The sequence below is a fragment of the Microbacterium sp. SSM24 genome (assembly GCF_025989145.1).
Lineage (GTDB): Bacteria > Actinomycetota > Actinomycetes > Actinomycetales > Microbacteriaceae > Microbacterium.
Map to the genome: position 1 here is coordinate 133,018 of NZ_JAPDNQ010000001.1, position 20,656 is coordinate 153,673.

Consider the following 20,656-nt stretch of genomic DNA (forward strand, 5'->3'; position numbering starts at 1 on the left):
TTATAGTGTCAGCGTGACGCACGCCGCCCCTCGCCTGGACGACAGCACGCCGGCTGCGCCGCTGCTGCCCGCGGAGCGTCCCACCCTGTACGAGCGGTTCACCGCGAGGCTCTCCCGCGACGACGCCGCGCGCCGCCTGTACGCGTGGCTGGGCCCCGCGCTCGTCGTCGTGCTGGCGGCGGTCCTGCGCCTGTGGAACCTCGCCGCGGCGCACGACCTCATGAACCAGTTCGACGAGACGTACTACGTCAAGGACGCCTGGACGCTGTCGCAGCTCGGGTACGAGGCATCGTGGCCCGGCAATGCCAACGAGAGCTTCCTGTCGGGCAACGTGAACGTCTTCACCGACAACGCGGCGTTCGTGATCCACCCGCCGCTCGGGAAGTGGATCATCGCGCTCGGCATGATCGTGCTCGGCCCCGAGAACGGCTGGGGGTGGCGCATCACGACGGCGCTGCTCGGCACGGCGGCGGTCCTCGTGCTGATGCTGATCGCGAAGCGGCTGACCGGCTCCACCACGTTCGCCGTCATCGCGGGACTGCTGATGGCCGTCGACGGAATGTCGATCGCGATGAGCCGCGTCGCGCTGCTCGACACTCCCCTGCTGTTCTTCGTGCTGCTCGGGTTCCTGTTCGTGCTGCTCGACCGGGAACGCACGACCGCGCGCATCGCGCAGACGGTGGCGGCGCGCTACGACGGGGACGAACCGCCGGCGTGGGGGCCGATCCTGTGGAACCGGCCGTGGATCGTCGCGGCGGGCGTCGCGCTGGGCGCGGCATCCGCCGTCAAGTGGTCGGGGGTCTGGGTCCTCGCGGGACTCGGCGTCTACCTCGTCGTGACCGACGCGCTCGCGCGGCGACGTGCGGGGGTGCTGTTCTGGCCGACCGACGCGATCCGTCAGGGCGTCGCGACCTTCGTCCTGCTGGTGCCCGTCGCGTTCGCGGTGTATCTCGCGTCGTGGACGGGCTGGCTCGTGACCGACGGCGGCTACGACCGTCACGCCGCCGACGCCGCGCCGGCGACCGGACTCTGGTCGTGGGTGCCGCTGTCGCTGCAGAGCCTATGGATCGACCACACCACGATGTTCAACGCGGCGTCGCAGATCACGTCGGGCCACTCGTATTCGAGCCCGGCGTGGCAATGGCCGCTGCTGATCCGCCCGACCGGCATGTATTACCACCACGACGCCTTCGGAGTCGACGGATGCACCGCCGTGAACGGCTGTTCGTCGGTCGTCTCCAGCATCCCGAACCCGCTCGTCTGGTACGCGGGCGTCGCCGCTGTGCTGTACCTCGCTTACCGGTTCGTCATCGTGCGTGACTGGCGCTACGCCTTCGTCCTCACGGGGATCGGGCTGACCTACGTCCCGTGGCTGTTCTACCCCGAGCGCACGATCTTCCAGTTCTACACGGTGCTCGTGCTGCCGTTCATGCTGCTCGCGCTGACCTTCGCTCTGCGCGACATCGCCGGTCCGCGACATGCCGACTCGTACCGAAGGCGCACCGGACAGCGCCTGGTGTGGGTGTTCCTGGCGGTCGCCCTGCTCCTCGCCGCCTTCTGGTATCCGGTGATCTCGGCGATGACGGTGCCGTACGACTTCTGGCGCATGCACAACTGGCTGCCCACCTGGGTCTAGACGGCCGCCAGCGCCTCCGGGTCGGTGACGGGCAGGCGGCAGGCGAAGTCGCGGCAGTCGTACGCCGTCGGACCGCCGTGCGCGGTCTTCGCCTCGAAGAGCGCGAACCCGGCGGCGGCGAACGCCCGTGCCTGCTCGGGACTCACGACGGCGACGGCGTCGGCGTCGAGGGCGCGCGCGGCGACGGCGAGCGGATGCTGCGGCTCGGCCGACACCACGACGATCTGCCGGGGTGCGGTGGCGACGAGGGCGGCCACGCGCAGCAGCGCGCCGTGCGCGAGGGGCTGCGCGAGTGCTCCCGCGGCGCCACGCGCGACGATCCGCTCGGCGAGAGCGCGGTAGGCGTGGCCGGCACCGAGCGTCCAGAGCGCGAGCGCGGCCTCGGCGAGCGCGGCGGGCCCCGAGGGCTCGTCGCCGTCGGATGCGGCATCCGGAGCACCCACGCCCTGAGCGGCGAGGACGGGATCGCCGCCGCCGGGCACCGCGAGGGCGCCGTCCGGTGCCACGCAGGCGTCGACGAGCTCGCGCGCCCGCGTCGCGTATGCGGCCTCGCCGGTCGCGACGGCCAGTGCGACGAGACCCGACGCGAACTGGCCGTAGTCGGCGATGGTGGCAGCGGCCCGTGAGGGGATCTCGTCGAGGGAGGCGCGGACGAGGAGGCCGTCCGTGGTGACGTTCGCGGTCAGCACGGCCTCGGCGGCCCAGCGCGCGGCGTCGATCCAGGAGGTCTCGCCCAGCCGCGCCCCGGCGCGAGCGAGGGAGCCGATCGCGAGTCCGTTCCACCCCGTGACGACCTTGCCGTCGACGGCCGGACGTTCGAGGCCGGCGCGGTCCGCGGCATCCCGCTCGTAGTACCCGCCCTCGCTGCGCGCACCGTCGATCCACGACTCGGAGTCCTGCGCCGCGCCGAACCCGCCCGTGGGCTGCTGCAGCACGCCGACGAGGAACGCGGCGATGCCGGTCGCCGTCGCCGCGTCACCGTCGGCGATGGCGACGTCGAGCAGCTGTGCGTTGTCGGTCAGCATGCGCTCGAAGTGCGGCACCGACCAGTCGCGACGCGTGGCGTAGCGGAAGAAGCCGCCTTCGACCGGGTCCCGCAGGGGCGAGGCGCTCATCGCCGCGAGCGCGCGCCCCGCGACCGCCGATGCGTCGCCGGCCCGCTCGCGCACCAGGCCCGTCTGGAGGAACCGCAGCGCCGTCGCCACCGGGAACTTCGGGGCCTCTCCGTCACCGAACCCGCCGTACTCGGGGTCCTCGCGCGCGGCGAGGGCCCTCGCCGCACCGGCGAGCTCCTCCGCGGACGGCGGAGCGGATGCCTCGGCACCCGTCTGCGCCCGGGCGTCGGCGAGCGCATCGACGATCGCGTCGGCCGTGCCGTCGATCTGCTCGCGGCGCTCCTCCCACGCCTCGTGGACGGCGGCGAGCACCTGCCGGAAGGCGGGAAGCCCGCCTCTCGGCTGCGGTGGGAAGTACGTGCCGGCGAAGAACGGGCGCCCCTGCGGCGTCACGAACACCGTGAGCGGCCAGCCGAGATTCGCGGTGAACGCGGACGCGGCGGCCATGTAGGCGGCGTCGACCTCGGGATGCTCCTCGCGGTCGACCTTGATCGAGACGAATCCGGCCGCGAGCTCGGCGGCGGTGGCGGGGTCTTCGAACGACTCGCGCGCCATGACGTGGCACCAGTGGCACGTGGAGTAGCCGATGGACACCAGGACGGGCACGTCGCGGGCGCGCGCCTCGGCGAACGCGTCGTCGCCCCACGGGAACCACGGGACCGGATTTCCCGCGTGCGAGCGGAGGTACGGACTCGCGGCCTCCGTGAGGCGACGGTTCATGGCGGTGTCAGTTCACCTCGTCGGGGTGGGCGCTGACGCGTCCCGACCCTTCGGGCTTCTCCATCGCGTCGATCGCGGCGACCTCGGCCTCGGTGAGCTCGAAGTCGAAGACGTCGAGGTTCTCTTCGAGGCGTTCGCGGCGGACGGACTTGGGGAAGACGATGAACCCCTTCTGCAGGTGCCAGCGCAGCACGGCCTGGGCGGGCGTCTTGTCGTGGGCCTTCGCTGCGGCGGCAACGGGATCTGCGCCGAACAGGTCGTACTTGCCCTGGCCGAGCGGACCCCACGATTCGATGCGCACGTCGTGCGCCGCGGCCCATTCGGTGATGTCGCGCTGCTGATACGCCGGGTGGAGCTCGATCTGGTTGACGGCGGGAACCACGCCGGTCGCGGCGACGAGGCGCTCGAGGTGCGGCACCAGGTGGTTGGACACGCCGATGCTGCGGGTGAGGCCCGCGTCGCGCAGCTCGACGAGCCGGGACCACGCGTGGACGTAGTTGTCGTGGGCCGGGGTCGGCCAGTGCACGAGGTAGAGGTCGACGCTCTCGAGACCCAGCTTCTCGAGACTCTCCGCGATCGCCGCCCGAGGCTCGTCGCCCTCGTGACGGTCGTTCCACAGCTTGGTGGTGATGAAGAGATCGTCGCGCGGAAGGCCGCTCGCGGCGATGGCGGCGCCGACGCCCTCTTCGTTGCCGTAGATCGCGGCGGTGTCGATGTGGCGGTAGCCGACTTCGAGCGCCTCGCTGACGGCGCGCTCGGTGTCTGCCGGCGGCACCTTGAACACGCCGTAGCCGAGCTGGGGGATGTCGTTGCCGTCGTTGAGCTTCACGGTGGGGATGTTTGCCATTCCTCCAGCCTAGGAGTGTCCGGGACGGGGTAGACCGGGTAGAGCCCGAGATCTGGCTCGCTGGCCCGAGGCGGGGCCTCGGTCTGCTTCCCCCGCCGGCCCCGACGGTAGCCGCGCCCAGGGCCCTTGAACGGAACGCCGGCGTAGACGAGCGGCTCGGCGAGTGGATCGTGCTTGCGGTGGTGCTCGGAGTCCCAGCCGACCCTGCGCACCCACTTCGCCCGCAGCTCGCTGACCTCGTCATCGAGGGTCTCGAAGCCCGCATCGGTCAGCCAATACCATCGCCACTGCAGCTCGGCGCGGACGTCCACGAGCCGCGCATCACGCAGTACACGCAGGTGCTTCGATACCGCCGTTCGCGTGATGCGGAACTCCGCCCCGACGATATGCGCCAGCTCTCCCGCGGTGTGTTCGCCACTGGCGAGGATCTCGATGATCCGGCGTCGAGCGGGTTCGGCGAGGGCGGCGAACGGGTGCATGGTCAGACCGTAGGGCGGCGGGCCGCGCCCGCGTGCTGGCGTGGCCGCCCGTGTGAATCGCGGTCACCGCTGGGCTGCGGTGGAGGAGTCGCGTCGATCGGTCGGTCGCGGATGCCGCTCCTCTTCCTCTTTCGCATTCATCACCCTCTCGTTTTCGCATGTGAGTTCTTGTTCACACGGCCTTCGGCCGGCCTCGGAGGGTCGCCGTCGTTCGGAGGACGGACGCACCCGGATGCTCTTTGCGACCACGGATCCGCGAACGGCGACACCACCCACCACGCATGTGAACCTCAACTCACATGACGGACGGCCACCACCCACCAGGCATGTGAACCCCAACTCACATACGAAAACGAAACTATGCAACTCCCGGCGACGGGACGGGGGACGAAAGTCGACGCGACTCATCAACCGCGCGTCGTCATACGATGGATGGCTATGTCCGTGCCCGAACCCGTGATCTCCTACCCCCCGGAGCTGCCCGTCAGCGCCGCGCGGGACGAGATCGCGCGCGCGATCCGCGACCACCAGGTCGTGATCGTCGCCGGGGCGACCGGATCGGGCAAGACCACGCAGCTGCCGAAGATCTGCCTCGAGCTGGGCCGCACGCGCATCGCGCACACGCAGCCGCGCCGCATCGCCGCTCGAACGATCGCCGAGCGCGTCGCCGAGGAGCTGCAGGTGCCGCTCGGCTCGACCGTCGGCTACAAGGTGCGCTTCACCGACAAGGTGACCGACGACACCCGCATCGCGCTGATGACCGACGGCATCCTGCTCAACGAGATCCATCGCGACCGGCTGCTGCGCCGCTACGACACGATCATCGTCGACGAGGCACATGAGCGCTCTCTCAACGTCGACTTCCTGATCGGCTACCTCACGCGCATCCTGCCGAAGCGTCCCGACCTCAAGGTCGTCATCACGAGCGCGACGATCGATCCGGAGAGCTTCGCGAAGCATTTCGCCGATCGCGACGGCACGCCCGCGCCCATCATCGAGGTCTCGGGTCGCACGTACCCGGTCGAGGTGCGCTACCGGCCCGGCGTGCGCGCCGCGAAGGGCGCCGATGCCGTCGAGAGCGACGACGTCGACGGCATCACGACGGCGCTGCGAGAGCTCGACCGCGAGACCGCGGGCGACGTGCTGGTGTTCCTCCCCGGTGAGGCCGAGATCCGGGACGCGATGGATGCCGTGCGCGGCATGTATGCCAAGGATGCCGCCCCCACGGAAGTGCTCCCCCTCTACGGCCGGCTCAGTTCGGCCGAGCAGCACCGCGTCTTCGAACGCTCCGCGATCGCGGGCGTGCGCCGCCGGGTCATCCTCGCGACCAACGTCGCCGAGACCAGCCTCACCGTGCCCGGCATCCGGTACGTCGTCGACACCGGCACCGCGCGCATCTCGCGCTACAGCAACCGCAGCAAGATCCAGCGCCTGCCCATCGAGGCGATCTCGCAGGCCTCCGCCCAGCAGCGCTCCGGGCGTGCCGGCCGCACCAGCCCCGGCATCGCGATCCGCCTGTACGACGAGGACGACTTCACGGCCCGGGAGGAGTTCACCGAGCCCGAGATCCTGCGCACGAGCCTGGCGTCGGTCATCCTGCAGATGCTGTCGCTGGGATTCGGCGACATCTCGGCGTTCCCGTTCCTCACCCCGCCGGACTCGCGCGGCGTGCGCGCCGCGCTCGACCTCCTCATCGAGCTCGGCGCCGTCCGTGCGCGCGGACGCGACGACGCGCCGGCGCTCACCGATCTCGGCCGCGAGATCGCCCGGCTGCCGATCGATCCCCGTTTCGCGCGCATGCTGATCGCGGCACGGAAGACCGGCGTGCTCCGCGATGTCCTCACGATCGTCGCAGGACTCTCCATCCAGGACGTGCGCGAACGGCCCGAGGAGCGACGCGAGGAGGCCGACCGCCTCCACGCCCGGTTCACCGACCCGACCAGCGACTTCCTGAGCCTCCTGAACCTCTGGAACCACCTCCAGGAGAAGCAGGCGGAGCTCGGCTCGAGCGCGTTCCGGCGCCTCTGCCGGCAGGAGCATCTCAACTACGTCCGGGTGCGCGAGTGGGCCGACGTCCACCGCCAGCTCAGCGCGCTGCTCGGCGTCTCGCGCAAGGCCGACACGGCCGCCGCGGATCCCGACGACATCCACCGCGCGATCCTCGCCGGACTGCTATCGCAGATCGGCATCCTCGACGACCGCACTCCCGCGAAGACGTCCACGCGCGGCGGCAAGCCCGATCGCGGCGCCGAACGCCGCTCGGCCGAGTACCTCGGCGCACGGGGAACGCGGTTCGCGATCTTCCCCGGGTCGGGACTGCGCAAGCAGCGCCCGACGGCGGTCATGGCCGCCGAGGTGGTCGAGACGTCGCGCCTGTTCGCCCGCACGCTGGCCGCGATCGACCCGGAATGGGCGGAGCCCCTCGCCGGCGACCTCGCCAAGCGCCGGCTGAGCGAGCCGCACTGGTCGAAGGCGTCGGGGGCGGCATCCGCCTACGAGAAGGTCACCCTCTTCGGCGTCGAGATCATCCCGAGGCGCCGTGTGCAGCTGGCCCGCTTCGACCGGCCGTACGCGCGCGAGCTGTTCGTGCGGCACGCCCTGGTCGAGGGTGAATGGGATGCCTCGGCCCTCGACAAGCGGCTGACGGCCTTCGAGCGGCGCAATCTCGAACTGCGCCGCCGACTCGAGAAGATCGAGGAGCGCGAGCGCCGCCGCGACATCCTCGTCGGCGACGAGGCCGTGTACCGGTTCTACGACGCGCGCATTCCCGGCGACGTGTACGACGTCCGTTCGTTCGAGGCCTGGTGGCGCGATGCCGCGGAGCGCACGCCGCGCCTGCTCGACATGACGGAATCCGACCTCGTCGATGAGGCCTCCCGCGGCGACGAGCGCGACTTCCCGGCGCGCTGGCAGCAGGGCGATCAGGTGCTCTCACTCGCCTACCGCTTCGAGCCGGGCGCGCCCGACGACGGTGTGACGGCGGTCGTGCCCCTGGCGCTGCTCGCCCAGCTGCGTCCCGAAGGGTTCGACTGGCAGGTCCCCGGCATGCGGGACGAACTCATCACGGCGCTGCTGCGATCGCTCCCCAAGGCGATTCGGCGCCACGTCGTTCCGGCGGCCGACTGGGCGTCCACCTTCGCGGGCGAGATCGCCGGTCAGGGACCGGAGGCGCACGGGGGCCTTCCGCCGTCGGGGCTGCGCGAGGCGCTCGCCGCGCGCATCCAGCGGGTCGCGAACCAGCCCGTCACGGCCGCCGACTTCGAGCTGGAGCGCGTGCCCGGGCATCTGCTCGTGTCGTTCCGCGCGGTCGACGAGCGCGGCCGCCCCGTCGGCTCCGATCGCGACCTCGCCACGCTGCAGGATCGCCTCGCCGGCCGCGCCCGGGCCTCGGTCGCACGTTCCCTCTCTCGGACGCCCGCGCGCGAGACCCCGACCCCCGCCCCCGGCCCCGGCGGACCCGGCATCGGCACCGCATCGGCCGGCTCCTTCATCGAGCGCGCCGGTCTCACCGAGTGGTCGTTCGGCGACCTCCCCGACGTCGTCGACACCAAGGTGGCGGGCGGCGTGGTGCGCGGCTACCCGGCGATCGTCGACGAGGGATCGAGCGTCGCGCTGCGGATCGAGGCCACCCCCGAGGCCGCCGCGCGGGCCACGCGCGACGGCGCGCGCCGCCTCCTGCTGCTCGCCGTTGCGTCGCCGACGGCCTATGTGCTCGATCACCTGACCGCCTCGGAGAAGCTCGCGCTCGCGGCATCCCCCTACGCCTCCGCCAAGGCCCTCGTCGAAGATGCGCGCGTCGCCGTCGCCGATGCCCTCGTCGAGCGCACGGCTCCCGGCGGCGTCGTGCGCACGCGGGCGGGTTTCGACGCCGTCCGCGATGCCCTGTCGGCGGTCGTCGTCGACGAGCTGTTCCAGACCGTGTCGCTGAGCGCCCGTATCCTCACGGCCTCGCGCGACGTGGAGCGCGCCGTCCGCGAGCAGAACTCGCTGACGCTGCTCGGAACGCTCAACGACATCAAGGGCCAGCTCGCCGGACTCGTCTTCCCCGGCTTCGTGTCGCGCACCGGCACCACCCGTCTCGCGCACCTGCCGCGCTATCTTCGCGGCGCTCTCGACCGGGTGCGCGCGCTCCCCGACAACCCGGGTCGCGACCGCCAGCGCATGACCGAGTTCGAACGCGCCGCGGTCGCCTTCGCGGATGCCGGCGGCACGGTGCCGCCCGAGGCGGATGCGCCTGCGCCGCTCGTGCGCGCGCGCTGGCTGCTCGAGGAGTACCGCGTGAGCCTGTTCGCCCAGCAGCTGGGGACGGCCGAGCCGGTGTCGCTTCAGCGGATTCAGAAGTCGCTGCGGGAATAGCCTCCGACGACGAGGAGGTTGCGCCTGCCATGACCACTGCGATCGTGTACTCCGAGTTCGGCGGACCCGAGGTCCTGCACTCCATCGACATCGACGCGCCGGCGCCCGGCGCCGGACAGCTCGCGATCCGCGTCGAGGCCGCGGGGGTGAACCCCATCGACGCGAAGCTGCGCTCCGGTGCGCGCCCCTCCGGGCCGATCGACGAGCCGCGCCGCGTCGGATCCGACGGCGCCGGCGTGGTGACCGCGGTCGGCGAGGGCGTGGACGGATTCCGCGCCGGGGACGCCGTGGTCTTCTCGGGTGCGAGGGGCGCGTACGCGACCGACGTCGTGATCGACGCGGCGCGCGTCCACAGCCGCCCCGCACACGTCTCGCCCGCTCAGGGCGCTGCGCTGGGCATCCCGATCGGCACCGCCTACCAGGCGCTCCGCTCGCTCGCGGTCGGTCCCGACGACACGCTGCTCCTCCACGCCGGATCCGGCGCCGTCGGACAGGCCGCCATCCAGTTCGCCGTGCTGTGGGGTGCGACCGTGATCGCGACCACCTCCGGCCGCCGGGCAGACGCCGTGCGCGCCCTCGGCGCGACGCCGGTCGAGTACGGCGACGGACTCGCCGAACGCGTGCGAGCGCTGGCCCCGAACGGCGTGACCGTCGCCCTCGACGCGGCGGGAACGGACGAGGCCCTGCAGACCTCGATCGAGCTCGTCTCCGACAGGACACGTATCGCGACCCTCGTGCGGGGGCGGGATGCCGCGTCGCTCGGCATCCGCGCGTTCTCCGGCGGATCGCCCACTCCCCTGACCCCCCAGCAGCTCGCGTGGCGTGACGAGGCGGTGCCCGTGGCACTCGCGCTGCTGGCCGCGGGCCGCTTCGATGTCGAGCTCGGACCGTCGCTGCCGCTCGCCGATGCCGCCGAAGCCCACGGGCTGGTCGAGCAGGGCGCCGACGGCAAGATCACCCTCGTCCCCTAGTCACCCCGCGGAGATCACACCAGGCCGGAAGACACCGCGCCGGATCACTCCGGGCCGGATCACACCGTGCCGGATCACACCGTGCCGGTGACCTCCGACGGGTCGGCCCCGGTCGCGATCGCGCGGCCCGGCGTGTTCGACCAGGCGCTCCACGAGCCCGGGTAGACGGCCACGTCGATCCCGGCCACGGCGCCGGCGAGAGCCGTGTGCGCCGCCGTGACGCCGGAGCCGCAGTACGCGGCGACAGGTGCTCCCGACCTCGCCCCGACGGCGTCGAACGCCGCCGCGAGTTCGTCCGGACGGCGGAATCGACTGCCGTCGAGGAGTGCGGCGGCCGGGAGGTTGCGGGCGCCGGGGATGTGGCCGGCGACCGGGTCGATCGGCTCGATGTCGCCGCGGTAGCGCTCCGGCGCGCGCGCGTCGAGCAGCACGCCCTGCTCCGCCCACGCGGCGGCCTCGTCGATCGTCACGGTCGACGCCCCGAGCTCGCTGAGCACGACGGAGCCGCGCCGCGGCGCGACCTCGCCCGTCTCGAGCGGCAGGCCGGCATCGATCCACGCGCTCAGTCCGCCGTCGAGCACGCGCACGTCGTCGACGCCGCTGCCGCGCAGCAGCCACCACGCGCGGGCCGCAGAGACCGAGTTCCAGTCGTCGTACACGACGACCGTGTCGCCGTCGTCGAGGCCCCAGCCGCGCGCCGCGTCCTCGAGCGCGTCCCGCGTCGGGAGCGGGTGGCGTCCCTCGTCAGGGCTGCCGGGACGCGAGAGCTCCGTGCCGAGGTGCACGAAGACGGCGCCGGGCAGATGTCCCGTGAGGAAGTCCGGCCGGCCGTCGGGACGATCCAGACGCCAGCGGACGTCGAGGATGCGGACGCGCGACGAGGATGCGGCGAGATCGGCGAGCGCTGCGGGGTCGATGAGGTGCGGCATCCCACCATCCTGCCCTCGTGCCCGCGTCCCGGCGCCCCGCAACAGTTCGACACACGGCGAGCGAGGCGAGGCATCCGGCGCCGACAATGGTGGGCATGTCTGAAGCCCCGCTCGCCTTCGCGACCGCACAGGTGCAGGCGGGGTTCGAGTCGGGCCTCGCCGAGAACACCGCGGTGCCGTCGATCCACCAGTCGAACGCGTTCGAATTCCGCTCGCTCAGCGACGCCCGCGACCTGTTCGCGCTGCGCCGCGACGGCAACATCTACAGCCGCGCCGCCAACCCGACCGTGCTGGTGTTCGAGAAGCGCGTGGCCGAGCTCGAAGGGGGCATCGCCGCGGCGGGCGTCGCCTCGGGTCAGGCCGCCGTCGCCCTCGCACTCCTCGCGCTCGCGAAGCAGGGCGAGCACATCGTCGCGGCACGCCAGCTCTACGGGGGCACCGTCGACCTGCTCCAGGACACGTTCGCCGACTGGGGCATCGACGTCACCTTCGTCGACCAGGACGACCCCGAGGCCTGGGCCGCCGCGGTGCGCCCCGCCACGCGCGCGTTCTTCGCGGAATCCATCACCAACCCGATCGCGCAGGTGCTCGACGTGCGCACGGTCTCCGACCTCGCCCACCGTGCCGGCGTGCCGCTCGTGATCGACGCCACGGTGGCGACCCCGTACCTGCAGCGGGTCAAGGACCTCGGAGCCGACATCACCGTCCATTCGGCGACGAAGTTCCTGGGCGGCCACGGCACGTCGCTCGGCGGCGTGATCGTCGACCTCGGCACTTTCGACTTCACCGCCGAACCGGGGCGATGGCCGCAGCTCACCGAGACCTACCCGCGCGTTCCCGACGGGAGCCTCGTCGAGCGCTTCGGCGAGTCGGGCTCCCCGTACATCGCGCTCGTGAAGACGAAGTACGTGCACGACCTCGGCCCGTCGCTCTCGGCGTTCAACGCGTTCCAGCTGCTGCAGGGCCTGGAGACCCTCGACCTGCGCATCTCACGGCATTCGGCGAGCGCGCTCGAGGTCGCGCGATTCCTGGAGCAGCATCCCGCCGTCGACCGGGTGCACCACCCGGGACTCGCGTCGAGCCCGTGGCATGAGAAGGCGCAGACCTATCTGCCGCGCGGCGCGAGTTCGGTGTTCGCCTTCGATCTGCACAGCACCGGCGACCCCGAGGCGGATTTCCGCGTCGTCGAGGACCTCGTCGCACGACTGCAGGTCGTGAAGCTCGTGGCCAACATCGGCGACGCGCGCAGCCTCGTGGCGCATCCCGCGTCGATGACCCACAGCCACCTGTCCCCCGCGCAGCTCGCCGATGCCGGCATCGCGTGGACGACCGTGCGGCTGTCGATCGGGCTCGAGGACGTGCGCGACATCGTCGCGGACCTCCGCCGTGCGCTCGCGGGCGTGCCGGCTGCGCAGGCTCGGTCCGCCGCGGAGCCTCAGCTCGCGGCGACCAGCGCGCGATAGAACCCGATCCCGCGCAGCCACACGTCCACCCGGATGCGCTCGTTGTGCGAATGCAGCGCATCGCGCTCGGCGCGGGTCAGGTGGAACGGTGTGAAGCGGTACACGTGGTCGGAGATCGCCGTGAACCACCGGCTGTCGCTCGCGCCGAGCTGCAGGTAGGGCGTGGCGAGGACGTCGTCGCCCAGGGTCTGCCCGACGGTCGTCGCGAGGCGGCGCCAGGCCTCACCGTGCCACGGCGACACCGGCGACGGATCGGAGCCGTGCCGCACCTCGATGTCGACCTCGGAGTCGGCGATCACCCGCTGAGCGCGCGCTCTCGCACCGGCGACCGTGTCTCCCGTGAGCAGGCGGATGTTGATCGAGGCCCTCGCCGTCGTGGCGAGCACGTTCTCTCCGGGAGCCCCGCTCAGCTCGGTGGCGACGGCGGTGGTGCGCACGGTCGCGTTCATCTCGGGGCCGAGGCGCGAGAGCGCTGCGGCGACGAGGGGGCCGGTGACGGCGAGGCTGCGCAGCAGCGACCGCAGCGGCTGGGGGGCGTGCGGGGCGACGGTGGACAGCATCGCCCGCACCGGCGGCGCGAGGCGCGTGGGGAACGGATGCCGGTGCAGCCGGTCGATCGCGCGCGCGAGACGTGCCGTGGCCGGCATCGCGGGCGGCGTCGATGCGTGCCCGCCTCCCTCGCGCGCCGTCAGGAGCAGCGTCATGACGCCGCGTTCGGCGACCCCCACCATCGCGGTCGGCACCGCGACTCCCGGGATCACGCCGTCCACGACCGCGCCGCCCTCGTCGAGCACGAGGGCGGGACGGATGCCGCGGCTGCGCAGCAGGTCGGCGATCGCGGCGGCGCCGCCGCCCGCGGTCTCCTCGTTGTGCCCGAACGCGAGGTACACGTCTCCGGCAGGGGTGAACCCCTCGGCCGCGAGCTGCTCGACCGCCTCGACGATCGCCACGAGCGCACCCTTGTCATCGATCGCGCCGCGCGCGTGGATCGCGGCATCCGCTCCCTCGCCGACGATCTCGGCGGCGAACGGGTCGTGCTCCCACTCGGACGCGACGACCGGGACGACGTCGATGTGCGCCATGAGGACGAGAGGATCGGATGCGCTGCGGTCACCGCGGTCCCCGTCGTGCGGGAGGTCGGCATCGTGAGCCCGCTCCCGTCCCCGCCAGCGGAAGAGCAGCGAGTGCCCGTCGACGACCTCGCGCTCCAGCGTGCGGTGCAGCGCGGGGTAGAGACGCTCCAGCGCCTGCTGGAATCGGTCGAACCCGGACCAATCGATCTCGGACTCGTCGGCGTGCGACACGGTCGGGATGCGCAGAAGCTCACGGAAACGCTCGACGGGGGATGCCACGTCCCAGAGCCTAGGCGCACGGGGTCCGCGTCGGTCGCTACGCTCGGGACATGACCGCTTCCGCATCCCCCCCGCGCTGGGGCATCCTCGGACCGGGCGGCATCGCCCGCGCCTTCGCGTCCGACCTCCGTACCGCGGGCCTCGACCTCGCGGCCGTCGGGTCGCGCAGCGCCGAGTCCGCGGGCGCTTTCGCGGCCGACTTCGACGTGGCCCGCGCGCACGGCTCGTACGAGGCGCTCGTGTCCGACCCCGACGTCGACATCGTCTACATCGCGACCCCGCATCCGTTCCACGCCGAGCAGGCGATCCTCGCGCTCGAGCACGGCAAGCACGTGCTCGTCGAGAAGCCCTTCACGCTCACCGGCGACGAGGCAGCCGCCGTGCGCGACGTCGCCGCCGAGCGGGGCCTCCTCGCCATGGAGGCGATGTGGACGCGCTATCTGCCCCACATGGTGCGCATCCGCGAGATCGTGGCCTCCGGCGCGCTCGGCGAGATCCGCGCTCTGCTGGCCGACCACACGCAGCGGATCTCGTCCGATCCTGCGCATCGCCTCAACGCCCTCGAACTCGGCGGCGGGGCCCTGCTCGACCTCGGCGTGTATCCGATCTCGTTCGCGTGGGACATCCTGGGCGAGCCGCTCGCGATCACCGCATCCGCCCGCCTGGGCGACACCGGCGCCGACACCGAGGTCGCGACCGTGATGTCGCACGTGTCCGGCGCGCTCTCGACGTCGTTGTCGGCATCGCGCGCCGCCGGCCCGAACACCGCGCACATCATCGGCACCGACGCCCGCATCGACATCGACCGCGTCTGGTACAACGCCACGTCGTTCCGGGTCGTCGCCGCCGACGGCACGGTGCTCGAGGAGTACGCGTCCGACATCCAGGGGCGCGGCATGCAGTATCAAGCGCTCGCTGCGCAGCAGTACCTGGCGGACGGACTCACCGACAGCGTGATCCTGCCGATCGACGAGACCGTCGCGATCATGTCCACCCTCGACGAGATCCGCCAGCTCGTCGGCGTGAGCTACCCCGGGGAGGAGTGAGATGCCCGACCGTCAGAACGCCCGCGTGGCCGTCTACCTCGACTTCGACAACATCGTCATGTCCTGGTACGACCGTGTCCACGGCAAGAACTCGTACTCGCGCGACCGGCAGAAGATCATCTCGGATGCCTCGGATCGCGAGATCGCCGAGCGCCTGACGGCCGCCACGATCGATGTCGGCGCGATCATCGACTACGCCACGTCGTTCGGCACGCTCGTGCTCACCCGCGCCTACGCCGACTGGTCGTCTCCGGTCAATGCGGTGTACCGCTCGCAGCTGGTGGCGCGGGCCGTCGACCTCGTGCAGCTGTTCCCCGCGGCGGCGTACGCGAAGAACGGCGCCGATATCCGGCTCGCCGTCGACGCCGTCGAAGACATGTTCCGCCTGCCCGATCTGACCCACGTGGTGATCGTCGCGGGCGATTCCGACTACGTGCCGCTCGCTCAGCGCTGCAAGCGCCTGGGGCGGTTCGTCGTCGGCGTGGGCGTCGCGGGTTCGACCGCCAAGTCGCTCGCCGCGGCGTGCGACCAGTTCGACTCGTACGATGCGCTGCCCGGGGTGGCGGCACCCGCCGAGGCGCGGAAGGACGCCGCTCCCCCGCGTCGTCGCGCCCGCACCGCGGGCGCGGACCCGGCCGAGGCGCTGCTCGATCGCGCCCTGCGGCTCGAGAGCGACAAAGAGGATGTCGAGTGGCAGCACGCGTCGGCGGTGAAGAGCCTCGTCAAGCGACTCGATCCGTCCTTCTCCGAGAAGGCGCTCGGACACAAGAGCTTCTCCGAGTTCGTGAAGGCCCACCCGTCCGTCGCCGAGGTCGACGAGTCCGGGAACATCGTGCTCATCCGGCTCGCCGCCGACAGGCGCTGAGCCGCGACACCGCGCCGCTTCAGACGGGAGGGGGCTCACACGACAGCCCGGCCGGGTCGAGGGCGTGCGGGCCGGGCATCCACGCGGCTCCCTCCCGGCGACTTCGCACGACGCTTCCCATCGGGGAAATCACGCCGTCGACTAGAGTGTGCGCTGTGGCACGCCGAAATCCGCCGCCAGGCTCGCAGACCTCGCTCCGCGAGGCCAATCGCGCGCGCCTGGTGGAGTCGCTCAAGCGACACGGCCGCCTGACCCAGGTCGAGCTCGCCGGCAGCACCGGCCTCTCGCCCGCGACGGTGTCCAACATCGTCAAGGAGCTCACCGCGTCGGGCATCCTGCACACGTCGTTCACCTCGCGCAGCGGCCGCCGTGCGACCCTCGTCTCGCTCGCCCGCCAGCTCGGCCTCGTCGCCGGCGTGCACTTCAGCTCGCGGCAGCTTCACATCGCCATCGCCGACACGGCGCGCGCGATCGTCACACAGTCCTCGCTGCCGCTGCCGCTCGACCACCGTCACGACGCCGAGCTCGACCGGCTCAGCCTGCTGCTGGGCGACATGATGGAATCGCTCGGCGGCTCGCTCTCCGACCTCCTCGCCGTCGGGCTCGCGCTTCCCGCGCCCATCGACCCGCGCACCGGCATGGTGTCCACACCCGGTCTGCTGCGCGGCTGGGAGGGCGTCGACGTCGCGGAGAGCCTTTCGGCGCGCATCGGGCGCCCCGTGTACGTCGACAGCGAGGCGAACCTCGGCGGGCTGGCCGAAGCGCGCGAGGGCAACGGGCGCGAGGCGTCGTCGTCGGTGTTCATCCGCGCCGGGCACACCATCAGCGCCGGCCTGATCGTCGGAGGCGACCTGTTCCACGGCGTCAACGGCAAGGCGGGCCAGATCGGACACGTCACCATCGACGAGAACGGGCCGATCTGCCGCTGCAGCAATCGCGGCTGCCTCGAGACCTACGCGGGCGGCCCGGCCCTGATGTCGCTGTTCCCGCCGAGCGAGGGCATGCAGCGCCTCGGCGACCTGCTGCAGGCTGCCGAGGCCGGCGACGGCAGCTCCCGGCGCGTGATCGCCGACGCCGGACGCCACATCGGCATCGCGGCGGCGAGCCTGTGCAACCTGTTCGACCCCGAGCTCATCATCATGGGCGGCGAGCTCGCACAGGCGGGCGAGATCCTCATGGCTCCGATGCGCCACTCGCTGGAGCGCACCGCGCTGACATCGGCGGGCGGACTCCCCGAGATCGTGGGGGCGTCGTTCGGCGAGTGGGCCGAGACGCGCGGCGCGATCGCGATCGCCCTCGATCACGTGACGGTGGATGCGCAAGCACTCCCGTATTCGGCGTAGCCCATGGCGAAGTCGAGATCAGGACGCGAGGTTCTGAGGAAGGCCCTCGGGCGCGCGGCGGCCGTCGCGGTCCTCGGGGCCGTGCTCGCCGGCTCCGCCGTCGCGTGCAGCGGAGCCGATCCCGGCCCGGCGACGAGCGGCGGGGCGGAGTCGATCGCGCTGCTGCTGCCGGATGCGAAGACGGCCCGGTACGAGACGTTCGACCGCCCGTTCTTCGAAGCCCGCGTCGCGGAGCTGGGCGACTACGACGTGCTCTACGCCAACGCGGACCAGGACGCCGCGAAGCAGCAGCAGCAGGCCGAGTCGGCCCTCGCGGCGGGGGTGGGGGTGCTCGTCCTCGATGCCGTCGACGCGAATGCGGCGGTGAGCATCGTCCGCTCCGCGAACGCGAAGGGCGTTCCGGTGATCTCCTACGACCGGCTGATCGCGGGCGGAGACCTCGCGTACTACATCTCGTTCGACAACGAGAAGGTCGGGGTGCTGCAGGCGACCGAGTTCGTCGATGCGATCGAGGATGCCGGAGGCGGCGGCATCCTGATGGTGAACGGCTCACCCACCGACAGCAACGCCGCGCTGTTCCGCGCCGGCGCGCACAGCCTGATCGACGAGAGCGGGCTCGACGTGCTGGCCGAGTACGACACGCCGGACTGGAGCCCCGACAAGGCGCAGGAGTGGGTCGCCGGGCAGATCGCGCAGTACGGCGATCAGATCGTCGGGGTGTATGCCGCCAACGACGGGACCGCGGGCGGCGCCGTCGCAGCGCTGAAGGCCGCGAACGTCGAGCCGTTCCCGATCGTCACCGGACAGGACGCCGAGCTCACGGCGCTGCAGCGCATCGTGACCGGCGACCAGCACATGACCGTCTACAAGGCGATCAAGCCGCAGGCGGAGCTCGCGGCGGAGGTGGCGGTGGCGCTCCTGCACGGCGAGGAGGTCACGGCGCCGATGGAGATCGACGGCGTGCCGTCGACGCTCCTCGACCCCGTGGCCGTCACCGTGGACAACATCCTCGAGACCGTCGTGGCCGACGGCTTCTGGACCGTCGAGGACATCTGCACGCCCGCGTACGCCGATGCGTGCGAAGCCGCGGGCATCAGGTAGGGTCCTGACCTTGGCGAGGAGGGCTTGACCGGATGTCGATGACACAGCCGCGCGCGGGGCGCCCGCGCGAGCGCGTGCTCACCATGCGAGGGATCGGCAAGCACTTCGGTGCCGTCAAAGCCCTCACCGACGTGGATTTCTGGGTCAACGAGGGCGAGGTGGTCGCCCTCGTCGGCGACAACGGCGCCGGCAAGTCGACGCTGGTGAAGGTGCTCGCCGGCGTGCACGCGCCCGACGCCGGCACGATCGAGTTCGACGGCGACCTGGTCGACATCCCGAGCCCCGCCGACGCGCAGGAGCTCGGCATCGCCACGGTCTTCCAGGACCTCGCGCTGTGCGACAACCTCGACGTGGTCGCCAACCTCTGGCTCGGCCGCGAGCTCGTGGAGAGCGGTGCGCTCGACGAGGTCGACATGGAGCAGCGCACGTGGACGCTCCTGCGCGAGCTGTCGGCGAAGATCCCCTCCGTGCGCATCCCGGTGGCCGGGCTCTCGGGCGGACAGCGCCAGACGGTGGCGATCGCCCGCTCGCTCATCGGCGACCCGCGGGTCGTCATCCTCGACGAGCCGACGGCGGCCCTGGGCGTCGCTCAGACCGCCGAGGTGCTCAACCTCATCGAGCGCCTGCGCGAACGTGGGCACGGGGTCATCCTCATCAGCCACAACATGGCGGATGTGATGGCGGTCGCCGACCGCGTGGTCGTGCTGCGGCTCGGGCGCAACAACGGCGTGTACAACGTGGCCGAGGTGACCAGCGAGACGCTCATCGCGGCGATCACCGGCGCCGCCGACAACGTGGCAGCCCGTCGTGCGGCCGAACGCCCCGCCGCCCCGCGCACCGCGCCGGCATCCGATCCGGTGGACGAACCCGATCCTGCACACGAGCACGGCGCCGAGATCATCCGCATCCCGCGCACGCGCCCGCGCGGCACCACCGACCCGAAGGGCGGCCGATCGTGAGCCGCGAGGTCGTCCCCGCCGCCGAAGACGCCGACGTCCGCCTGCTCAGCGTCGCGGGGCTCCGCGGCGCGTTCGCGTCGGTCATCACCCGGATCCGTGGCGGGGATCTCGGCGCCGCACCCGTGGTGGGCGGGCTCATCGTGATCTGGCTGGTGTTCCAGGCGCTGAACCCGGTGTTCCTCTCGAGCGAGAACCTCGGGAATCTCACGATGCAGTGCGCGGCGATCGGCACGATCGCACTCGGTGTCGTGCTCGTGCTGCTGCTGGGCGAGATCGACCTGTCGGTCGGATCGGTGTCGGGGCTCGCGGCGGCCGTCCTGGCCGTGACCTTCGTGCAGCTGAGCTGGCCGCTGGCCCTGGCCCTCGTCGCGGGCATCGGGATCGGATGCCTCGTCGGCCTCCTGTACGGATTCCTGTACACCCGGTTCGGCCTGCCGAGCTTCGTGATCACGCTCGCCGGGCTCCTGGGGTTCCTGGGCCTGCAACTGGCGGTGCTCGGCGACACCGGCACCATCGGGCTCGGGTTCGACTCCTGGATCGTCGAGTTCGCGCAGGACTGGTTCCTGCCGCACTGGGCGGCCTACCTCCTCGCGGTCCTGTCCGTGGGCGCGTACGCCTGGGTGCTGCTGCGGCGCGCGCGGCGGCGCGCGGCGGCGAACCTCGTGAGCCAGGGCAATCTCGAGATCGGCCTGCGCAGCGGTGCGCTGCTGGTCTTCCTGGTCCTCGCGACGTGGTACCTGAACCTGTACCGGGGCGTCGGCGTGATGTTCGTGTTCTTCATCGCACTCGTCGTGGCGATGAACCTGGTGCTCACCCGCACGCGGTGGGGGCGGGCCGTGTACGCGGTCGGCGGCTCCGTCGAGGCGGCGCGGCGCGCCGGCATCCGGGTCGATCGCATCTACCTGTCGGTCTTCATGATGTGCTCGACCCTGGCCGCGGTCGGCGGCATCCTCGCGGCCGCGCGACTGGGGTCGGCCGGTCAGAGCTCGGGCACCGGCGACGTGAATCTCAACGCCATCGCAGCGGCGGTGATCGGTGGCGCGAGCCTCTTCGGCGGGCGGGGCAGCGCCTTCTCCGCGCTGCTCGGGATCATCGTGATCCAGTCGATCTCGTCAGGCCTGACGCTGCTCGCTCTCGACGCTTCGGTACAGTTCATGATCACCGGCATCGTGCTCGTACTGGCCGTGATCGTCGACTCGATCTCACGCCGCACGCGCGCCGCGACCGGCCGCGCCTGACCGGCGGCTGACTTCATAGGGCAAACCCGCATCCCGGCCGTGAGAGCGATCCCTCCAGCCCTCGCGAGCACAATGCTCACCGAAGGGTTTCTGAGGCGCCATTCTGCGTTGCCTCACCCTGCATGACGGACGATCGACGGGTGACGGGATGAGGCATCCGAGGGCGTTGCCAAAGCGTTACGTTCAAGACTTGACGACAAGAAGCGAGCCGGAAATGATCGGTTCAAGCGCGAAGT

The 20,656-nt window shown here is 71.6% G+C and carries 15 protein-coding genes; 10 read left to right on the top strand and 5 right to left on the bottom strand.

The window, feature by feature from the left end:
* Positions 1 to 13: 13 nt before the first annotated feature.
* Positions 14 to 1,636: a dolichyl-phosphate-mannose--protein mannosyltransferase gene (locus tag OL358_RS00655; RefSeq protein ID WP_264707995.1), complete on the top strand. Its 1,623-nt coding sequence runs from the start codon at positions 14 to 16 to the stop codon at positions 1,634 to 1,636.
* On the opposite strand, the gene OL358_RS00660 is transcribed toward OL358_RS00655, so the two are convergent.
* The 3 genes from OL358_RS00660 to OL358_RS00670 are packed head-to-tail and all read right to left on the bottom strand — an operon-like array spanning position 1,633 to position 4,797.
* The gene (locus tag OL358_RS00660) at positions 1,633 to 3,471 is read right to left on the bottom strand and encodes a thioredoxin domain-containing protein (RefSeq protein ID WP_264707997.1); all 1,839 of its coding nucleotides are present in this window, start codon (positions 3,469 to 3,471) and stop codon (positions 1,633 to 1,635) included. The genes OL358_RS00655 and OL358_RS00660 overlap by 4 nt on opposite strands.
* Positions 3,472 to 3,478: 7 nt before the next feature.
* Positions 3,479 to 4,318: an aldo/keto reductase gene (locus tag OL358_RS00665; RefSeq protein ID WP_264707999.1), complete on the bottom strand. Its 840-nt coding sequence runs from the start codon at positions 4,316 to 4,318 to the stop codon at positions 3,479 to 3,481.
* On the bottom strand, positions 4,297 to 4,797 hold the full coding sequence (locus tag OL358_RS00670; RefSeq protein ID WP_264708001.1) for an ArsR/SmtB family transcription factor: 501 nt from the start codon (positions 4,795 to 4,797) through the stop codon (positions 4,297 to 4,299). Before OL358_RS00670 ends, OL358_RS00665 begins: the two co-directional genes overlap by 22 nt.
* A gap of 438 nt (positions 4,798 to 5,235) precedes the next feature.
* Here OL358_RS00670 and hrpA point away from each other — a divergent pair, with 438 nt between their 5' ends.
* Both hrpA and OL358_RS00680 read left to right on the top strand, forming a co-directional pair.
* Positions 5,236 to 9,153 carry an ATP-dependent RNA helicase HrpA gene (gene hrpA, locus OL358_RS00675; protein ID WP_264708003.1) on the top strand — a complete coding sequence of 1,306 codons (3,918 nt, stop codon included), beginning with the start codon at positions 5,236 to 5,238 and terminating at the stop codon, positions 9,151 to 9,153.
* Between the two features lie 29 nt (positions 9,154 to 9,182).
* A complete protein-coding gene (locus OL358_RS00680; RefSeq protein ID WP_264708004.1) occupies positions 9,183 to 10,124 on the top strand; it encodes a quinone oxidoreductase family protein in 942 nt (313 codons plus the stop codon).
* Between the two features lie 74 nt (positions 10,125 to 10,198).
* On the opposite strand, the gene OL358_RS00685 is transcribed toward OL358_RS00680, so the two are convergent.
* Positions 10,199 to 11,053 carry a sulfurtransferase gene (locus OL358_RS00685; protein WP_264708006.1) on the bottom strand — a complete coding sequence of 285 codons (855 nt, stop codon included), beginning with the start codon at positions 11,051 to 11,053 and terminating at the stop codon, positions 10,199 to 10,201.
* Positions 11,054 to 11,139: 86 nt separating this feature from the next.
* Between OL358_RS00685 and OL358_RS00690 the strand changes: the two genes are divergently transcribed.
* Positions 11,140 to 12,516, top strand: coding sequence for an O-acetylhomoserine aminocarboxypropyltransferase/cysteine synthase family protein (locus tag OL358_RS00690; protein ID WP_413631324.1), 1,377 nt, complete (start codon positions 11,140 to 11,142; stop codon positions 12,514 to 12,516).
* Here OL358_RS00690 and OL358_RS00695 read toward each other — a convergent pair.
* A complete protein-coding gene (locus OL358_RS00695) occupies positions 12,489 to 13,868 on the bottom strand; it encodes a M20/M25/M40 family metallo-hydrolase (protein ID WP_264708008.1) in 1,380 nt (459 codons plus the stop codon). The genes OL358_RS00690 and OL358_RS00695 overlap by 28 nt on opposite strands.
* A 50-nt stretch (positions 13,869 to 13,918) precedes the next feature.
* Between OL358_RS00695 and OL358_RS00700 the strand changes: the two genes are divergently transcribed.
* The 6 genes from OL358_RS00700 to OL358_RS00725 all read left to right on the top strand — a co-directional run bounded on the left by OL358_RS00700 (position 13,919) and on the right by OL358_RS00725 (position 20,420).
* Positions 13,919 to 14,914, top strand: a complete 996-nt coding sequence (locus tag OL358_RS00700) for a Gfo/Idh/MocA family protein (protein ID WP_264708009.1) — start codon at positions 13,919 to 13,921, stop codon at positions 14,912 to 14,914.
* A 1-nt stretch (position 14,915) separates the two neighbouring features.
* On the top strand, positions 14,916 to 15,779 hold the full coding sequence (locus OL358_RS00705; RefSeq protein ID WP_264708011.1) for an NYN domain-containing protein: 864 nt from the start codon (positions 14,916 to 14,918) through the stop codon (positions 15,777 to 15,779).
* Positions 15,780 to 15,934: 155 nt separating this feature from the next.
* The gene (locus OL358_RS00710) at positions 15,935 to 17,122 is read left to right on the top strand and encodes an ROK family transcriptional regulator (protein WP_264708012.1); all 1,188 of its coding nucleotides are present in this window, start codon (positions 15,935 to 15,937) and stop codon (positions 17,120 to 17,122) included.
* Positions 17,123 to 17,125: 3 nt separating this feature from the next.
* On the top strand, positions 17,126 to 18,223 hold the full coding sequence (locus tag OL358_RS00715; protein ID WP_264708014.1) for a sugar ABC transporter substrate-binding protein: 1,098 nt from the start codon (positions 17,126 to 17,128) through the stop codon (positions 18,221 to 18,223).
* 32 nt (positions 18,224 to 18,255) lie between these two features.
* Positions 18,256 to 19,182 (top strand): ATP-binding cassette domain-containing protein, encoded by a 927-nt coding sequence (locus tag OL358_RS00720; protein ID WP_264708016.1) that lies wholly within the window; start codon positions 18,256 to 18,258, stop codon positions 19,180 to 19,182.
* 41 nt (positions 19,183 to 19,223) lie between these two features.
* The gene (locus OL358_RS00725) at positions 19,224 to 20,420 is read left to right on the top strand and encodes a sugar ABC transporter permease (RefSeq protein WP_264710201.1); all 1,197 of its coding nucleotides are present in this window, start codon (positions 19,224 to 19,226) and stop codon (positions 20,418 to 20,420) included.
* The last annotated feature ends 236 nt before the right edge of the window (positions 20,421 to 20,656 follow it).

Coding starts and splice junctions, on each gene's coding strand:
- OL358_RS00720 (WP_264708016.1), top strand. CDS start 18,256: ATGTCGATGACACAGCCGCGCGCGGGGCGCCCGCGCGAGCGCGTGCTC.
- hrpA (WP_264708003.1), top strand. CDS start 5,236: ATGTCCGTGCCCGAACCCGTGATCTCCTACCCCCCGGAGCTGCCCGTC.
- OL358_RS00705 (WP_264708011.1), top strand. CDS start 14,916: ATGCCCGACCGTCAGAACGCCCGCGTGGCCGTCTACCTCGACTTCGAC.
- OL358_RS00670 (WP_264708001.1), bottom strand. CDS start 4,797: ATGCACCCGTTCGCCGCCCTCGCCGAACCCGCTCGACGCCGGATCATC.
- OL358_RS00715 (WP_264708014.1), top strand. CDS start 17,126: ATGGCGAAGTCGAGATCAGGACGCGAGGTTCTGAGGAAGGCCCTCGGG.
- OL358_RS00665 (WP_264707999.1), bottom strand. CDS start 4,318: ATGGCAAACATCCCCACCGTGAAGCTCAACGACGGCAACGACATCCCC.
- OL358_RS00690 (WP_413631324.1), top strand. CDS start 11,140: ATGGTGGGCATGTCTGAAGCCCCGCTCGCCTTCGCGACCGCACAGGTG.
- OL358_RS00685 (WP_264708006.1), bottom strand. CDS start 11,053: ATGCCGCACCTCATCGACCCCGCAGCGCTCGCCGATCTCGCCGCATCC.
- OL358_RS00660 (WP_264707997.1), bottom strand. CDS start 3,471: ATGAACCGTCGCCTCACGGAGGCCGCGAGTCCGTACCTCCGCTCGCAC.
- OL358_RS00680 (WP_264708004.1), top strand. CDS start 9,183: ATGACCACTGCGATCGTGTACTCCGAGTTCGGCGGACCCGAGGTCCTG.
- OL358_RS00700 (WP_264708009.1), top strand. CDS start 13,919: ATGACCGCTTCCGCATCCCCCCCGCGCTGGGGCATCCTCGGACCGGGC.